Genomic DNA, 17274 nt, shown 5'->3' on the forward strand with positions numbered 1-17274 from the left:
GCCGCTATCCTTTCATCATGGTAACGTCGTCGACCTTGAGGGTGGATTTGTTCCTCACAAGGGCGACCAGGATACCGAGGGCGACGGCAACCTCCGCCGCGGTAATTGCAATGACGAAGATCGCGAAGATCTGCCCGCGGAAATCGTCGTATTGACGTCCAAAAGCGATGAAGTTGATGTTGACCGAGTTGAGCAGTAGTTCCAGCGACATCAGCACGACCAGAATATTGCGCCTGAGCAGCACGCCCGCTGCTCCGATCACGAAGAGGATCACTGCGAGCAAAATATACCACCAGAGCGGAACCATCAGCTCGACTCCTTCCGCGCCAGAACGATAGCCCCGATCAGTGCCGCCAGCAGAATGACAGAGGCGACTTCAAACGGCAGAAGATAGTCGGAAAAAAGTGTCGTGCTGAGCTGCCTAATCTCATCGCCGCCACGCGCAACGACGGGCTCCGTGGCCAAAAAGCGCGGGCTCCGGAGAACCAGCACGAGCATCTCGACGCCAAGCAGAACGAGCAGCACCAGAGCCGGCAGATTGCCACCCGGCAAGAACCGCTGCAACACCGCTTCGCGCACATCAATCATCATGATCACGAATAGGAACAGGACCATGATCGCGCCGACATAGACGAAGATCTGGATGGCCGCGAGCAACGGCGCCCCGAGCAAGACGAAAATTGCGGAAACCTGCAGGAAACACGCCATCAGCGCCAATGCGCTGTGAACCGGATTGCGCGCCACGACGACCATCAGGGCCGCGATCACGGACACCGTAGCGAACAGAAGAAAGAACCCCTGATCCATCGACGCGACCCTCCCACGCGAGCTCTCACTCGGCGCGAGATGGCCGGATTCGAGTTAGCTCCGCACTTCAGGTGCATTCACAAATTGTGCCCTAGTATTAGGTTTTTCACAAGATTGTTGTCGCTAGCGGAGCAACCAAGCCGGTCCGAATGTGATGAAAACACCTCCGAAGGTCTATAAGGTGGCCGATCAGGTATTTCTTGCCTCATCGGCTGTCAGCGCAGTCTCCCGCGTGCCGGAAACAATTATCTCCAAGACTTCGTGCTCGTCAGTGTTTTTGATGTAGCGGTCGCCGACATATTCACCGCGCTTGAGGACCATAACGCGATCACCCACAGCGAAAATATCGACCAGGCGGTGCGAGATGATGATCTGAGCAACGCCTTGTTTCTTCAACTCGAGCATGGTTTCGAGCAGCCGTTCGGTCGCCATCACGGAGAGGTTGGCGGTCGGCTCGTCGAGAATTACGACGCGCGGGTCGAACGAGATCGCCCGGGCAATCGCCACGGATTGCTGACGGCCGCCCGACAGGCTCTCAACCTTTTGATAGACGGAGTTGACGTCGACTTTGAGCCGTTTCAGCACGCCATCGGCTTCCGCATACATCTTCCGGCGGTTGACGAAGGGGCCCTTGAGCGGCCAACGGCCGAGAAAGATGTTTTGACCGACGTCCATGTTCCCGCAAAGCGCGAAGTCCTGATAGATCATTTCAATGCCGACATCGCGGCTCTCATGCGGGCTCTTGAAGTGCACCGCTTGACCGGCAACAAGGATTTCACCCGCATCCCGTTGATAGGCACCGGTCAGGATTTTCATCAGAGTGGATTTGCCGGCGGAGTTGTCACCGACCAGGCCAAGAATTTCCCCGGGATAGAGCACCAGGTCGACTTTGCGGAGCGCCTGCACAGCTCCGAAAGCCTTTTCGACGCCTCGCATTTCCACAATCGGCTGTAGTGTTATCTCGTCAGCCATGGATGCCTTCCTCTGTTCGCGCGCGCCTTGCGAGGCGCGCTCGCAGGCGTCCGAAGATATTGGCCTGGCGCACCCATATATCGATCAGCACCGCGACAATGAGGATGACGCCGATGAAGACATTGATCCAGTGCTGCGGCATGCTGAACCCCTGAACGTTGAGCTGAAGGAGCGCCCGAACGAGCGTGATAACAGCCGCGCCCGCCAGCGAACCGATCACCGTGCCATAACCGCCGAAGATTGATCCGCCGCCAATGATGACCGACGCTATGGCGTCAAGCTCACGGAACTGGCCGGCGACCGGATTGAAGCTGCGGAAGTATGCGACGTTGATAATGCCGGCCATCGTTGCGCAGAGCGCGGCCAGCAAAAGGGAGATGAAGCGTACCCGGTTCGTGTTGATGCCGGCGTAGGCAGCGGCACGGACGTTGCCGCCGGCGGCACAGACCTTCAGCCCGAACGGTGTGTAGGCAAGCACGATGCCGGCGATGATGGCGACGAAAAACATCCAGATCGTCTGGACGCTGACGACCTCAGCCACCGTGCGAATGATCCCCTGCGGCAACGTAAGGCCGAAATGGAGGAGAACGTCATTCATTTTTCGACCAAGAAGATTGTAACCTTCCGGCCAGCCGGTCAATTGTTGTCCGGCGACAAACCAGGCGGCCATGCCGCGTGCAATGTAAAACATGCCGAGCGTGGCTATGAAGGCGGGGAGTTTGAAGCCGATTGTCACGACGGCGTTGACGAGTCCGGCGACCATCCCCACCAGCAAGGCCATGGTAACTGCGGTGAGCGGATCGGCACCCAGCACCTTCAAGAAATAGGCTGCGGTGCTGCCGGCCAAGGCGAGCACCGCACCGACGGAGAGATCGATGTCGCCGGCCGCGATGACGTAGGTGAGACCGACTGTAATGATTGCCAGCTCCGTGTAGTTGAGCAGGATGGCAAAGGTGTTGGACAGGTACCACCAGTAATCCGGCCTTAGTGCAAGGCCCGTCAGCCACAACACGATTGTGAGGATAATCGCGAGAGCGTCGCGTCGGGCGAGAAATTTGCCGAGTCCCGTCGCAGACAGTGCCGTATCGGTCGCCATAGCTCCCTTGGTCTGGACGCCCTCAAGTGCCACGCCACCCATTTCATAAGCGGGCGGCGGCGGCCTACCGCGAAGCCACGCCCAAAGCCGGCCCGCGATCTGCCGGCGAATGAGGATAGGCTCAACAAGCACGGCGATAACAAGAAGCAGACCTAGAAAAACCAGCACCGCACCCGCGGGCAGCGTGAACTTGGCGCCGACGGCAATGCTTTCACCGTCGATAACGACAGTCCGCGTGATCGGCCAGCCTTCACGCAAGACCTTGTCGATCAGGACGACGACCGCAGTGCCAAGACACGATCCGATGACCCGCCCGCGCCCACCAAGGATCGACGCACCACCAATAATGACAGATGCTATGACGGTGAGCTCCCAGCTTACGCCGTAGAGAGGCGTCACGCCCTTGTCCTGCGCAGCCGACAGGAGAGCGGCAAGTGTGGCGCAAAGCGACGAGAGCAGATATGCGCGAATGCGCACCCAGCGCGTGCGAATGCCGGCATAGACTGCCGCTTGTTCGTTTCCCCCGGTGGCGAAAGTCTCGTAACCCCAGCGGGTCCCGGCAAGCACATAGGCCCCGATGGCAGCGATGAGGAAGAAGATCGCAATCTGGTTGTTGAACCCCAAAGCATTTGTCTCCCCCAGGTGGAAGAGCAGCGGATGGTCTTTCGCCTTGTCGGAATAGTAGATCGCCTGTCCATGTGTGAACGCGAGCACGAAGCCACGACCGATGAAAAGCATTGTCAATGTCGCTATGAACGCAGGTACCTTCAGGATCGTAACAAACGCGCCGTTGATCAAGCCAATGGCCGTGCCCAGCAGCACACAGAGGATCACCGACGTCGTAACGCTGAAATCGAGAAAGTTCGGGGCAAAGAGTCTGGCAAAGACGACAGCGACCAGGCCATATGTCGATCCGACCGAAAGATCGAGATCCCTGTTGGCGATCACAAACGTCATTCCTACCGCGATGATCCCCACACGGGAAGTGTCACGGAGAAGCGCATGCAGGGCTTCGGTTGATCCGAAAAACGCCGGATTGACGAGAGTGCCGCCAAGATAGAGCAACGCAAGGAAGATCAACAGCCCGACCTCCCAGCCACCAGCGAGCTGAGGTGGCGCACGGCCCAGCGATGTCGTCGCAGTAAGCGCCATGATTTCTACCGACCAATCCTTGCCACCCGCGTTGCGGGAGGGCTTGTGCCCTCCCGCATTCTCCAGATGCTTCGAGCGGCTTAGTTTTCGAAGCGCTTGCCAACCTTTGCGACCGTGTCCTTCGTCACGAGCTGGGCTCGCGTGTCGAGATTGGCGGCCGCAATGCCACGATCAATTTGCAGATAGAGCTGCATGACAGGCCAGAAGCCCTGCAGGAAAGGTTGCTGTCCCAGCGAGCCGGTCAGATTTCCAGCGGCAATACCTTCCTGCTGCGCCGGGCCGAGATCGAAACCAAAACTGCAGAACTTGCCGGTCCGCCCCATCTGAGCCACTGCCTTGACGAGCGGTGGCGTAAAGACGTTGTTGGCTGTGAAGGCGCCGACCACGTCGCCGCGGGATTCGAAAAGCGAAACAAGTGCGTTGACCGGATCGTTCGGGTTGGTGTCGATGCCGACATTCTCCGGACCCGCGTCAACCTTGAAGGCGTCGAGCTTACCGGCGTCCTTCAGCGTCTTGACGATGGCGTTGAAAGCGGCGGTCACGCGATTGTTCACCTCGATGTTGCCCATCGCAGTGGAGGACGGCAGGACAATCGAGCCGCTGGTCGCTCCGCTTGCGAGCACGCATTTTGCGAGCGCCTCACCGCCGATTGCCGCCGCCGACGCATCCTGACCGGTATGGCTTATGCTGCTCCGGTCCAAGAGGTTCGCATCGAACGAGTTGGTTGTGGCAACTGGGATACCAGCCGCTTCGGCAGCCTTGACGATATCATTATAGGCGCCGACCTGCGGCGTCGTCATGATAATCCCGTCAATGGTCGGATCTTGAACGATCTGGTTGAGGATCTCGATCTCGCGGGCGGGATCGTCCACGGGCGATTCCGAACCCAGCAGCAATATCTTGGCCCCGATCATGTTGCCGGCAACGGTCGCGCCGACATAGACAGGGTCAAAAAAGCCGTTGCCCGCTGTGTGCGTTACAATTGCGAAGGTCAAATGACCATCAGCCGAATGGAAATTCTTCGTGCCGGGATCTTCCTTGGCGGCTTCAGCGAAATTGTAGCCGCCAACCGCCTTCTCGACGCTGCCGGACTGCGCAAATGCATGCGAGATGCCAAGTGATAGTGCCGCGGCCGATACCGTGTACAGCAAAATCCGCCTCATGATTGGTCCTCCCTTGAACCGAGGGAGAAAAGCCGTTCGGGCGCAATTTATCGGGAATGGGGCCGAAGGCTTTTTCCCATTTGCTAATATTCTTCGCAATTCTGATGCAAGTAAACGGTCAACTCATCGTATTGGCGAATTTGTTCGCTCCGAAAACACCCGATGATCGTTTTTGGCGGAATTCGACGGGTCGGCAAGCCTGGAAAAGTTTCTGGCAGGTCAGTTCCGACCGCGTTCCCCGATCCGATTTAGGATCTGACGGGCGAGCCCAAGCCGAAGAATCCGAGCGGAGTTCGCCGCTGCGCGAAGGCTCGTTTGGGTTCGTATGCCGCCAACAGCAACTCGCTGGTCCCTCACGCGACCAATGTGACTTTAACTGAACCCGATCCATCATGGTTGAGGGAGGCGTCCAGATCGATATGAACCCTTTCGGCGATACCGGAGAGGTAGTCCCGCGGCGTATTTCCGAACGCTCTTCGGAATGTTCGCTGAAAGTAAGAAAGATCTGAGAAGCCGGCCTCGAAGGCAATTGTGGATATGAGTTCGACCCGCCTTCCCGCGATAATCTGGTCTATTTCCTTTCTCGCATGCTCAAGCCGCTTTATCAGCAAATACTTCGTCGGCGTCGTTCCCAACGAGGCGAAGCTACGTTGAACCTGCCGCATCGACAGGCGTAGCGTGTCTGCCATTTCCCTTATCTTGAAGTCGGGATCACGATAGCGGCTATTGATATATTGCCGGCTTATTCTGAGAGCGTGATCCATGCCATTGCCCGCAGGGCTCTTGTACTCCTGCTCGCGGTCTGGCGTCTCGCGAAGCATGATGGTCAAAACGCTAAGAAGGGCATCACGCAGCAGGCTATCGAGCCCGTTTTCCGATGATGTCGTCTGCCTCATTTTCTGAAGCATTGCAGAGATCGCGCCGTTGATCGGATCCAGCCGTGGAAGAAAATTTCCGCCGACCACCGATCCGCCTAACGCCTTGCCCAAGACATCGCCGCGAGGCAACATGACAAAGCAGAGCTTGTTGAATTCCCCGAAGAAGGTGAATTCCGAAGGTTCGAGGCTATCGACGAGAACCATGTCCCCGGGTTGCAGCCAGTGAGACAATTCATGCTGGCTTACCAAAGCATTGCCTTCCCGCTGAATGATCAGGAAGAAATCATCTCTGAAATCGAGGTTTATCTCCCGCCGACTTCTCGACGCCTGCTGGAGATTGGAGCACACCTCCACGAAGCTGATGCCTGCGCCGATCTCGATCGATACCTGGCCCTCAGCCTTTTTGTTGCGGGCACTCAAAAGGACGAAGTAGCCGCACATCTTGCGCAAATCCGCTTCGAAAGCCCCGATATCCGACATTATGTGCACATCCTGTTTATCGTACCAGTCGGTCTGCGACCGCATTTGGGTCAACACGCCCACTGAAAACACGATCTGTCGCTACAGTCCGCATTTTCCGTCACTTTTGACCAAGCTTACATGAAACGATTGGTCTTAAATAGCCGTAATGAAACCCCATTCGGCACGCGCAAGCGAGACAAATAACGCGCTCGCAAGTCGTGAGAAACGAGCCGCATTTAAGGCAAATCCGGGTCAATCCATAGCCGACGCGCTCGTGCCGTTGTGCGGCAGCTTGCCTGCTGTTTGAAAATGCGGTGCATCGGTCCTGCGCGCAGGACGAGGAAACGGCGGTCAACGCCACATTGCGTATGTAGTCGAGGGCCGGCAGAGAGCCGGCATTCTCCGGGAGGGAGAATAATATGGGGGAGAGGAAATGAAGAATTTTTTGACTGGGAATTACGGGCGCCGCGACTTCTTGAAAGCCGGGGCGTTAGCGGGCGCTGCCCTCGCCGGCGGGACCTCCTTCGTCGATCATTTTGGAAATCCGCTTGTCACAGAGGCCCGGGCCGCAACGCCAAAGCGCGGCGGCATGCTTATCCACGGTATTCAGGGCGGCAGCGCCGGCGATTCACTCGATCCGTTCAAGGTGCTTTCGGCGGCGGACTACGCGCGGTTCACGGCACTTTACGAGACATTATGGTCGGCTTCCGCAGCTTATACGATCGATCCGTGGCTGATTGAATCGGGCGAACCGAACGCAACGCTGGACGAATGGACAATCCGTCTCAAGAAAGGAATTCAGTTCCATCACGGCAAGACGCTGAGCGCCGACGATGTCATCTACAGTGCCCAGCGCTGCCTCGATCCGGCGACGGGAGCCATATATGGCGGTCTGCTGGCAACGCTCGATCTGAAGGAAACGAAGAAGCTCGACGAGCGCACGGTGCGCTTCAAGCTCAAATCCGGCATGATTTGTTTTCCGGAGGCCGCATCACTTGCCTTGCCGATCGTCCCGACGGACTTCGACCTCGCAAAGCCAGTCGGGACCGGTCCATTCAAACTGCAAAGCTTTGTGCCGGGCCAGCAATCCGTCATGGTGCGGAACGAGAACTACTGGCGCGATGGACGTCCCTATGTGGACGGCATTACGCATGTCAATTTCAACGACGAAACCGCAAGGATCAATGCCTTGCAGGGCGGCCAGATCAACATGGCCGATTTCGTATCCTTCCCGTTGATCCGCGTCCTCGCTGCGGACACCAGCCTCCAGATTAATCGCAGCGAGACAGTCAGCTTTATCCCACTCAACGTGCGGGTCGACCAGAAGCCCTATGACGATGTGCGGGTTCGCGAAGCACTCAAACTGCTCGTTGATCGCGATGCCATGGTTAAGGGTGCCTATCTGGGCGAAGGCCGCATCGCTAACGATCTCTATGCGCCTCTTGACCCCTTGTTCAATAAGGATTTGCCGCGGCGTCAGCACGATCCCGATAAGGCGAAGTTCCTGCTCAAGCAGGCCGGATTCGAAAATCTTCAAGTCGAATTGACGACCAGCGATCTCGGCTCCGGCGTGCTCACCTCGACCGAACTATACGCTGCGCAGGCGCGATCGGCAGGCGTCGACGTGAAGCTGAACAAGGTGGATTCCGCCGCATTCTATGGCGATCAGTATGGAAAGTGGAGCTTTTCTCCGAACCTTCAGCCGCCCTACAATTATTTCGTCACACTGATGCAGGCGGACGGTCCGACTTCGAGCCTCAATCTCTCGCATTTCAATGACGAGGAATTCTCCGGCCTGTTCTACAAGGCGCTTGCTGAAGCAGACGATGCAAAGCGGACATCGATGGCCCATCGTATGCAGGAAATCCAATACCAAAAAGGTGGCACGATTATCTGGGGCTTCCAAAATTCAGTCGACTTCACTCGTGGTGTGGCTGGAATCGCACCTGATGTGTCCGGTTTCTCCACCTACCGGTCCGCAGATCTCTGGATTGAAGAGCAATGACGAGGACCGGGAAGCCCGTAGCGATCGTGACAGGTGGCGGAAGCGGCATCGGCCTTGCTTGTGCTAGGTCACTCGCCTTGGCCGGATATCGGCTTGTCATCAACGGCCGGCGTCAACGCACACTCGATGAGGCGGCGCACTCCATCCTCAGCACGGTCGCCGACGCGGAAATAGAAACGGTCAGCGGCAGCGTCGCCAACTCGTCCGATGTCGATGCGGTTTTCGTTCGCGCGGCAAGCGCTTACGGCCGTCTGGACGCTGTTGTCAGTGCAGCGGCTGCCCTTCATGTCGCCAATTTCAAAGATATGAAGTTGCAGGATTGGGACGACATGAACGCCACCGTGCTTCGCGGCGCGGCCTTGATCGCCATGGCTTCGACAAAGGCCTTTCTCGCCGCCGGTACGCATGGGCGCATGGTGTTCATCTCCTCGATCAGCGCGCGTGTCGCCGATCCGGGTCTTGCGCATTATTGCGCGGCGAAAGCGGGCGTCGACGCGCTCGTGCGGTCCCTTGCAGTCGACCTGTCCTCCGACGGCATCGTTGCGAACTCTGTCGCCCCGGGCTGGATTCACACGCCCATGATCGGAGAGTTCGTGGAATCCCTGCCCCCCGGCGCACTCTCGGTCATGAACCCTCAGGCACGCGCGGCTAACCCTGACGAAGTTGCGAAAGTGGTCCGGTTCCTGGTGGTGGACGCCCCGGACTTCCTCACCGGATCGACCATCACGGTGGATGGCGGTCAAACTATCATGAACCACGTAATCGATGGATGAAATGACAGCATCAGAGAAAACCGGCCTGGTCGAAGTCGTGCATATTCGCCCGAAAGAGGGCATGGCCGACGCGATCCTGGCCATGCGCCCGCGCTTCTGCAGCGATTTGAGGGAAAAGACACCCGGCTTCATTTCCAACGCCTTCTATCAGATGGCCGATGGCACGTTTCTCGACGTCGTTTTGTGGACTGACGCGGCATCGCTTGAGGCCGTGGACGAAAACCATCCGCTGCTCGAGGAATGGTACGACAAGGTCGAAATCATTTCGATGGAAACAGGAGTGCCTGTCGATGCCTGAACTTGCGGCTACGATTGCGGAGTCGCTCGGGCATCCTCAAGGACCTGACGTCATGGACGACGGCACCGTGATTTTCGCGGAAACATACAGGTCCCGTCTTATGCTGTGCAGCGCCTCGGGACGACTGTCCGAGCTTTATCGCTGCGGCGGAGGACCAAATGCGGTGCTGCTCGGAAGCGACCTGCAGGTCTATTTCACGCAGAATGGCGGACAGGCGGGTGATTGGCGCGCCGACCATCAACGCCCACCGGCACTAGAATGCCTTGACATGTCCACTGGCAAGGTGACGGAAATCTGCCGCGAAGTGGGGGGACGGCCTCTACTTGCCCCTCACGATCTGGCGTGGGGTCCGGACGGATCCTTGTATATGACAGATTCAGGGACATGGGCTCCCGACGGAGATACGGAACCCGGTGCCATCATTGCCATTTCGCCACGCGGGCATGCCGAATTGATCCTCGACACCGGCCATGTGTTCCCGAGCGGAATCGCACTTGCCGGGGACGGGACCGTTTATTGGGCGGAATGTTATACTCGGCGGATCATGCGCATGAAAAAGGGAGGCTCGCCGGCTGAGGTTTGCACCTTGCCTCCCGGCCATACGCCGGAGTCGCTCAAAATCGACGAGAATGGCAATTTCTGGGTCGCTGCCCTGGAAGCCGCGGGCTTCGATATCATCACGCCAAACGGCGAAATCATCGGCTTCATTCCAACCGGTGGTTTGCCGCTGAACGGAACACTTCATGGCGGACGACTTTACGTTGCCGACTTGGGGCCATTCGACGAAAGCCAGCCGGCTCCACAATTTCTCGGCCGTATTCAAGCGGTGCAATGCGATGCCCGCCCCTGGCCGGCTTTTCGCTCAACGATCGACATGTGAGGAAAGTCATGCGTTTGCAAGACATTGACGCAGCCAGCACGGCACTGATCATTCTGGACATGCACGTCTGCATCGTCGGCCCGGAGGGAAATGCACAACCTCACGCGACCGAGCAGAATTTGGTCGCCAATATTGTCGCTCTGCGTGACGCAGCAAACAAGAAAGACGTCGCCGTCGTCTTCATTCATCATCGCAGGCCACGGGGCCTGAGGGCACGCTGATCCCGATCTTCAGCCGGGCGCCCCTGGACTGGAGATGCTGCCGGAGCTTTCGGTAGGCCCTAGCGATATCGTCATCGAGAAGCAGCGGGCGGGCGCTTTCGCCGGCACCGATCTCGACCAGACGCTGAGGGCGATGGGGATCGACACCCTCGTCTTGACTGGCGCATGGACTAATCTTTCGGTCGAATCGACCGCGCGCTACGGGAGCGATCTCGGGTATCGCGTAATCATCGCCAGTGATGGCACAGCATCGCAAAGCGCTGAAATGCACGAGATCGCATTGAGCGGCGGCCTGTCCATGCTTGCCGAAATAGCGACCTGCGACGAGGTGATTGGTGCGCTGCGATGAAGCCAATGTCTGACGCCGAAGCAAGAACCGTAAGCATGCCGGCGAGTTCAGACGCAGCGGCACAGCTCAAATGGCTGTTCCGGAGGATGTTGAGCGGCGTCCTCGTTCTTTTTGTCGTTTCCATTCTGATTTTTGTAGCCACCCAGGCGTTGCCCTCGGATCCGGCACAGACCATTCTGGGCCGGCAGGCGACACCCGAACTCCTGGCCAATCTGAGGGAACAGCTCGGGCTGAACCGTCCGTTGCCAGTTCAATACGTCTCTTGGCTTGGCGGCCTCCTGACGGGCGATCTTGGCGTTTCGATTGCGGCAAAGCAGCCTGTCGTCTCCTTGATCGGAGCCCGGCTTCTCAATTCTCTGGCTCTTCTCATCTTCTCAGCGGCAATTCTCATTCCGCTTTCCATCGCTGTGGGCGTCGCAATGGCGGTCTGGCGCAACCGCATTGTGGACAGATCGCTAATGCTGGTTTTTCTCAGCCTCATGGCGCTGCCGGATTTCGTGATCGGCACCATATTGCTGATTTCGCTCGCCACGCTCGTCTTCCAGATCTTTCCCGCCGTTTCTCTGATTCCACCGGGGCAAAACGGCTTCGGACATCCCTACAAGCTCGTCTTGCCCGTGCTGACCGGCGTGCTGATCACCGCGCCCTATCTCATACGCCAAATGCGGGCCGCGATGATCGAGGCGCTTGAATCGGAATATGTGGTCCAGGCGCGGCTGCGCGGCATCAACGAACGGCGAGTGGTGTGGCGGCATGCGCTTCCGAATGCCCTGGTGCCGATGGTGCAGGGAAGCGCCCTGATGCTCAGCTATCTCCTCGGTGGCGTTGTCGTCATCGAATACATCTACAACTATCCCGGTCTCGGAGGGTTGCTGAATGATGCGGTCCGCTTTCGTGACCTGCCGGTCCTGCAGGCCGTGACCCTGATCTTCGCCACCGGCGTCGTCATCTTCAACATCGTCGCGGATCTGCTGACGATCCTGCTCACACCCCGCCTGCGAACCATCGAGTGGAGCAAATGAGTAATCCATCCTACGACGCGACCGGAACCGGATTCTGTCGGAAACTGCTTGCCTCGGGGCGGGTACGCCGTGCGGCTGTGGCGACGTTTCTGTTGCTGGCGATCGCATATCTCGGACCTTTGTTCGCACCCCACGAGCCATCTGATATTGTCGGAATACCCTTCGACGTGGCAGGCGTCGGTGTCTGGCTCGGGACCGACTACCTCGGGCAAGACATATTCTCGCGAATTCTGTGCGGAGGCCGGTCGGTTGTCTGGATGTCCACGCTGGCAAGCCTCATCGCGATCGTCTTCGGTGCCGCCCTCGGCTTGTTCGCGGCCTATGCAGGCGGGCTCGTCGACACGGCAGTTGGCTGGTTTAACGACATTCTGCTGGCGTTTCCCTTGATCGTCCTCGTCATATTGTTTCTGTCCATGCTCGGCCACGATCCGTCGTTGATCGTCGTGGTCGTCGCCATAGGCTGGCTTCCGACGGTGACGCGGCTTAGCCGCGGCGTGGCGCTGTCTGTCATCCATCAGGAATATGTCGCCTGGGCGGAGCTCGTGGGGATGCCTCGCTACAAAATTCTGCTCAAGGAAGTCCTGCCCAACGTCACAACGCCGCTGATCGTCCAATTCGGAGCGCTCCTGACCTGGTCCATCGGCATCATCGCGGGATTGAGCTTCCTCGGTTTCGGCATTCAGCCGCCGAATGCCGATTGGGGCCTGATGGTCAACGAGAACCGAAGCGGCCTGATGATCGCCCCGTGGGGAACTATCGCACCGATCGCAATGATCGCCTTCTTCGCGCTGGCAGTGAATTCACTGACGGATGCCGTCAGCGACATACTCGGTATCGGAGACGTGCTGTGACAGCGGTCGTGGAAATCGAAATTCTGGCTGAGGGCCTTGGCCATCCGGAAGGTCCCGATGTCTTGCGGGATGGCGGTATCCTGTTCGTCGAGGCCGATAGCGGCCGGGTTTGCGTATGGTATCCGGATCGAGCCGTTGTAACGCTTGCCGCCACAGGTGGCGCTCCCTACGGCTCCACGCTCGGCTCCGACGGTTGGATCTATGTCACCCAAAGTGGAGCCAATTACGGCGGCCATGCCCTTCCGCGGCCGCAGATGCCTTCGATACAACGAATTTCGCCGGATGGCGCTGTCGTGCAGTCGGTTTGCTCGGCATCAAATGGCGAGCCATATTTCGCACCCAACGATCTGGTCTGGGGACGGGACGGACGGTTGTATTTCACCGATTCCGGCCTCTGGGAACCGGACAATCCGACACAATCGAGCGCCATCCACGCCGTAAGCGCGGATGGCTTGGCCGAGAAGATCATTGATCTCGGACCTGTTTTCGCAAACGGCATCGGCTGCGAAGCGGACGGGTCGATCATCTGGCTCGAATCCTACACGAGGGTGATCGGACGATTGCGTCCCGATGGCCGACGCGAAGTCGTCGCTCGCCTGCCCGCCGGCCAGACCCCCGAGGGTGTTGCCATCGATAGCGAGGGAAATCTCTGGATCACGACGTTCGAAGCAGGGCTTGTCGCGGTCCTTTCGCGCGACGGCAGGACGCTCAGGGAAATCGAAGTCGGCGGCGTACCCGTCAATTGCACGTTTGTCGATGACTGGCTCTACGTTACCGATTTCGGATCGCCGGTCGATCCCGGCGATGAGGACTCGCTGCGACCGGGCCGCTTACTTCGCATGCGCGTCGATGCCAAGGGCATGCCGATGACGCGCGGCTTCATGAGGTTATGAGGAACACCAAAATGAGCGATCAAAACACGGTTCATATCCTGGAGCGGAACTTCGGTGAGATGCCGCAGGGCGGCGACACCCTGAAAGATGGACGCTTCCTCACGGTCGACGTAATGACTGGCGAGATCGTCGCTTATTCGCTGCGGAGTGGGCGGGAGGTTATTTCCAGGGTCACAAGTGGCCCGATTGCCATCCTTCGCGGTAGCGACGACGCATTCTATCTCGCCCATACGGGCGGTGTCCTCGGCAATTTCTGGGCGGCGGATGACCAGATCGCACCCTGCATACAGAAGATATCGCCTGGTCAGGATCAAGCCGAAACCATCCTGACCGAGGTTGCCGGAGTGCCTCTTGTTTCTCCTCATGATATCGCTTTCGGACCGGACGGCCGGCTTTATGTCGCGGACTCCCACATTTGGGAGTGGGAGAAGGAGAACCGGAAAGGCGAAGGCCGGATTTTCGCGATCAATCCGGACGGCAGCGCGGAACTTCTCGTCAATACGGGATGCACATTCCCTTGCGGACTTGTGGTCGAGGCGGATGGGGCCGTCGTCTGGACGGAAGCTTATTCGGACAGGGTTCGTCGCCTGCGCAAGGACGGAAGGATCGAAGACGTCATTCAATTGCCTGAAGGCCACACGCCGCACGGCATCCGCGTCGGCGAGGACGGGACGCTTTGGATCGCTTCCTTCGGTTCCAGTTCGATCGATGAAGTCGCCCCGGACGGAAGCAGCCTGATATCCCATCCAGTCCCTGGCCACCCGATGCATCTCGCATTCGACGGCGACGGTCTCTTGATCGCCGCCTTCCGGGCTGCCGATGCGGACAACATGGTCGGCCAACTGCTGAGGCTCCACACCGGACGGCTGGGCGCTTCGACCGCGCGCGGCGCGATCACATTGCAATGATCGTGGAAGAGGAGCTGACGATGGCGGACCAAGATCCAGCAAGGGCTTCCCGCGCAAAGGTGACCAATCTCTGCGTCGCGCTGAAGGACGGTCGGCAAATTGTCTCAAACGTCAATTTTGAGATCTCGCCCGGCGAAATCCTATGCCTGATTGGAGAATCGGGATCGGGCAAGACGACAGTCAGCACCGCCCTCCTGGCACACACCCGCACCGGCGCAACGATCGCATCCGGTCACGTATGCGTCGAAGGGATCGATATTCTCTCTCAGACACCGCAATCCCTCCTATCGGTTCGCGGAAAGATCATTGCCTATGTTGCGCAGGACCCGGCCTCTGCGTTCAATCCGGCCATCCGTATCCTCGATCAGATGATCGATGTCGCCCTGTGTCACGGCTGGGATCGTAGGACGGCACGAATCCGGGCAACCGAGATCCTCGGTGAAGTTGGCCTTCCCACCCACGACGAATTTCTTGCCCGCTTTCCGCATCAGGTTTCCGGCGGCCAGCTTCAGCGTCTCGGCATAGCCATCGCCATGCTGCTGGAACCAGCGGTACTGGTGCTCGACGAGCCGACGACAGGCCTTGACGTTGCGACCCAGGCAGTCGTGCTGAAGCTCGTGCGCCGGCTTTGCACGGATCATGGCATCGGCGCCCTCTATGTGACGCACGACCTCTCTGTGGTCGCAGCGATAGCCGACCGCATCGTCGTTATGCGCGATGGAAAGATCGTGGAGGAGAAAGCGGCAGGCCCGTTTTTCAAGGCGCCGGCACATATCTATAGCCGCGAGCTCCTGGCCGCCGCCCCGGATGTCGCACTCACCGGACCGCACAGGAACATTCGGCCGGGTGGTGATGCGTCCGCAAGACCAGTGTTGAGGGTCGTTGACCTTGCGGCGCACTACGGCACGATCTCGGTGCTGGCCGGAGTCACTTTCGATGTCCATGCGGGCGAGTGCCTGGCCGTTGTCGGCGAATCGGGTTCGGGAAAAAGCACCCTCTCGAAGAGCATCGTCGGGCAGCACGTGCAACAGAACGGTTTGGTAGAGCTTGAAGGCATCGCCCTGCCAGCACGCGCCCGTCAACGTTCTCTGCAAGCGCGGCGGGAGCTGCAATACGTCTTTCAGTCCCCGTTTTCCGCCTTAAATCCGCGGAGGACGGTCGGCGAGAGCATCGGGGCAGCCTATGACCTCGTTGAAGGCGATCGGGGAAGGCGGCGGGACGCCATTGTTGAAGTGCTGTCGAAAGTCGGGCTTCGCGCGGATCAAGCGAACCTGCGGCCGGATCGCCTTTCCGGTGGCGAACGTCAGCGTGTCTGCATAGCACGCGCGCTGATCTGCAAGCCCAAAGTCCTCGTTTGCGATGAGATCACCTCCGCTCTCGACGTCGTTGTACAGGAAGCCATACTCGATCTCTTGACCAGGCTTCGGGACGAGGAAGGGCTGGCGATGGTTTTCGTCACCCATAATCTGGCGGTCGTCCGCAATCTTGCGGATCGGGTTTTGGTTCTGGACAAGGGCAGGACCGCGGAAATTGGCATGACTGAGGATGTGCTGACACGGCCAAGCCATCCTTACACCCGGTCCCTGCTCGCGAACACGCTGTCTATTTCCACCATTTCGCAGGAACGATGGGGAAAGTCGGCGCCGACTGCCGGATAGGCCCGCCAAACATTCACATCCCGTAAAGGAACATTGCGATGAACGAACAGGTAATGCCGCAGTCCGACAATGCCCTCGGCCTTGGTGCGAATTTTACTGCCAACAAAGCTGAGCGCAGCGCCGAGCTTGCCGGGCGAAAGATCGATCTCGAACTGAGCAACGGCCAGGATTTTTCTTTCGAGTTCGTCGATGCGGAGAAGATGCGCTGGAGCTCGCGGGGAGCGGCCGTCAAGCGCAATGAAACCTATGAAGCACAGAGGGTCGCCGATGACCTGTTTCTCATTGCCTTCCAGCATGCGGACGATCTTCGTACATCGATGAGCGTCGTCGCTGATCTCCGTTCCGGCGAAGTCGTCTTCATTCAAAACGTCGTGGGTGAAAAAATCGGCAATGAACCGGCCGTCATTCAGACCGTCACTCTCGGCAGGGTCGCCGACCAGGCGCTGCAGGGGGAAAAGATTGCGCAAACGAGCGATCTGTTTGGTCGTCGCGCGATGTGGATCTACAGCGAGGACGACGTTTACGAACATATATACCTCAACGCCGAATGGTACGCGTGGCACTGCCTCAAAGGTGAGGAATATCCGAAGGCCGACATCGATCCTTGCCAGATGTTCAGGCTGCGGGAAGACATCTATCTCCTCACATTTTCCGAGAAAGTGATGGTCATGGCCGCTGGCATGGTACTGGACTTTTCCGGGCTGCGTTCGTACTGCGCGGCACTCGGACGGGATCCTGCGACGAACGAGATCACCCATTTCACCTTCGGCGCGTACGGAATGATCCTCAGCCAGACAAACTATCCCGAACCGCTTGTGAAACCGGCGGCGCTCGCTCCGTAGCCGAACATGCCGACGGCGCCTGCCGAAATCAAAAGAGCAGCAAG

18 protein-coding genes are annotated in these 17274 nt (G+C 58.6%); 12 read left to right on the forward strand and 6 right to left on the reverse strand.

Translation table 11 applies throughout. The features are described 5' to 3' along the window. Nucleotides 1–4 precede the first annotated feature (4 nt). The 6 genes from nuoK to NXC24_RS34830 all read right to left on the reverse strand — a co-directional run bounded on the left by nuoK (nucleotide 5) and on the right by NXC24_RS34830 (nucleotide 6548). Nucleotides 5–307, reverse strand: coding sequence for an NADH-quinone oxidoreductase subunit NuoK (gene nuoK, locus NXC24_RS34805; RefSeq protein WP_104827778.1), 303 nt, complete (start codon nucleotides 305–307; stop codon nucleotides 5–7). Next, entirely contained in the window at nucleotides 307–807 is a 501-nt protein-coding gene (locus NXC24_RS34810) for an NADH-quinone oxidoreductase subunit J (RefSeq protein ID WP_104827779.1), read from the reverse strand. The genes nuoK and NXC24_RS34810 overlap by 1 nt, the downstream gene beginning before the upstream one ends. Nucleotides 808–996: 189 nt before the next feature. Beyond that, nucleotides 997–1779 (reverse strand): ATP-binding cassette domain-containing protein, encoded by a 783-nt coding sequence (locus NXC24_RS34815; protein WP_104827780.1) that lies wholly within the window; start codon nucleotides 1777–1779, stop codon nucleotides 997–999. After that, a complete protein-coding gene (locus NXC24_RS34820; RefSeq protein ID WP_104827781.1) occupies nucleotides 1772–4027 on the reverse strand; it encodes an ABC transporter permease in 2256 nt (751 codons plus the stop codon). The genes NXC24_RS34815 and NXC24_RS34820 overlap by 8 nt, the downstream gene beginning before the upstream one ends. Nucleotides 4028–4107: 80 nt before the next feature. Then, nucleotides 4108–5190, reverse strand: a complete 1083-nt coding sequence (locus NXC24_RS34825; protein WP_104827782.1) for a substrate-binding domain-containing protein — start codon at nucleotides 5188–5190, stop codon at nucleotides 4108–4110. Between the two features lie 353 nt (nucleotides 5191–5543). After that, nucleotides 5544–6548 (reverse strand): helix-turn-helix domain-containing protein, encoded by a 1005-nt coding sequence (locus tag NXC24_RS34830; RefSeq protein WP_158704618.1) that lies wholly within the window; start codon nucleotides 6546–6548, stop codon nucleotides 5544–5546. Between the two features lie 415 nt (nucleotides 6549–6963). Between NXC24_RS34830 and NXC24_RS34835 the strand changes: the two genes are divergently transcribed. Genes NXC24_RS34835 through NXC24_RS34885 form a run of 12 tightly spaced genes read left to right on the forward strand, consistent with a single transcriptional unit; the run spans nucleotide 6964 to nucleotide 17230 of the window. Further along, nucleotides 6964–8535, forward strand: coding sequence for an ABC transporter substrate-binding protein (locus NXC24_RS34835; protein ID WP_104827998.1), 1572 nt, complete (start codon nucleotides 6964–6966; stop codon nucleotides 8533–8535). Further along, entirely contained in the window at nucleotides 8532–9308 is a 777-nt protein-coding gene (locus NXC24_RS34840) for an SDR family oxidoreductase (protein WP_104827784.1), read from the forward strand. Before NXC24_RS34835 ends, NXC24_RS34840 begins: the two co-directional genes overlap by 4 nt. 1 nt (nucleotide 9309) lies before the next feature. Beyond that, nucleotides 9310–9606, forward strand: a complete 297-nt coding sequence (locus tag NXC24_RS35385) for a hypothetical protein (RefSeq protein WP_158704619.1) — start codon at nucleotides 9310–9312, stop codon at nucleotides 9604–9606. After that, entirely contained in the window at nucleotides 9599–10486 is an 888-nt protein-coding gene (locus NXC24_RS34845; protein WP_158704620.1) for an SMP-30/gluconolactonase/LRE family protein, read from the forward strand. Before NXC24_RS35385 ends, NXC24_RS34845 begins: the two co-directional genes overlap by 8 nt. Before the next feature lie 8 nt (nucleotides 10487–10494). Continuing rightward, the gene (locus NXC24_RS34850) at nucleotides 10495–10707 is read left to right on the forward strand and encodes an isochorismatase family protein (protein ID WP_104827786.1); all 213 of its coding nucleotides are present in this window, start codon (nucleotides 10495–10497) and stop codon (nucleotides 10705–10707) included. Nucleotides 10708–10741: 34 nt separating this feature from the next. Continuing rightward, nucleotides 10742–11056 carry an isochorismatase family cysteine hydrolase gene (locus NXC24_RS34855; protein ID WP_104827787.1) on the forward strand — a complete coding sequence of 105 codons (315 nt, stop codon included), beginning with the start codon at nucleotides 10742–10744 and terminating at the stop codon, nucleotides 11054–11056. A gap of 5 nt (nucleotides 11057–11061) precedes the next feature. Further along, the gene (locus NXC24_RS34860) at nucleotides 11062–12078 is read left to right on the forward strand and encodes an ABC transporter permease (protein ID WP_245464135.1); all 1017 of its coding nucleotides are present in this window, start codon (nucleotides 11062–11064) and stop codon (nucleotides 12076–12078) included. Then, nucleotides 12075–12929: an ABC transporter permease gene (locus NXC24_RS34865; protein ID WP_104827788.1), complete on the forward strand. Its 855-nt coding sequence runs from the start codon at nucleotides 12075–12077 to the stop codon at nucleotides 12927–12929. Before NXC24_RS34860 ends, NXC24_RS34865 begins: the two co-directional genes overlap by 4 nt. Continuing rightward, nucleotides 12926–13822, forward strand: a complete 897-nt coding sequence (locus NXC24_RS34870) for an SMP-30/gluconolactonase/LRE family protein (protein WP_158704621.1) — start codon at nucleotides 12926–12928, stop codon at nucleotides 13820–13822. The genes NXC24_RS34865 and NXC24_RS34870 overlap by 4 nt, the downstream gene beginning before the upstream one ends. 11 nt (nucleotides 13823–13833) lie before the next feature. Beyond that, entirely contained in the window at nucleotides 13834–14730 is an 897-nt protein-coding gene (locus tag NXC24_RS34875) for an SMP-30/gluconolactonase/LRE family protein (RefSeq protein WP_158704622.1), read from the forward strand. 20 nt (nucleotides 14731–14750) lie between these two features. Next, nucleotides 14751–16388, forward strand: a complete 1638-nt coding sequence (locus NXC24_RS34880; RefSeq protein WP_104828000.1) for an ABC transporter ATP-binding protein — start codon at nucleotides 14751–14753, stop codon at nucleotides 16386–16388. 38 nt (nucleotides 16389–16426) lie between these two features. Further along, a complete protein-coding gene (locus NXC24_RS34885; protein WP_104827791.1) occupies nucleotides 16427–17230 on the forward strand; it encodes a MoaF C-terminal domain-containing protein in 804 nt (267 codons plus the stop codon). Nucleotides 17231–17274 lie beyond the last annotated feature (44 nt).

Source organism: Rhizobium sp. NXC24, assembly GCF_002944315.1.
In the GTDB taxonomy this organism is placed as follows: Bacteria; Pseudomonadota; Alphaproteobacteria; order Rhizobiales; family Rhizobiaceae; genus Rhizobium.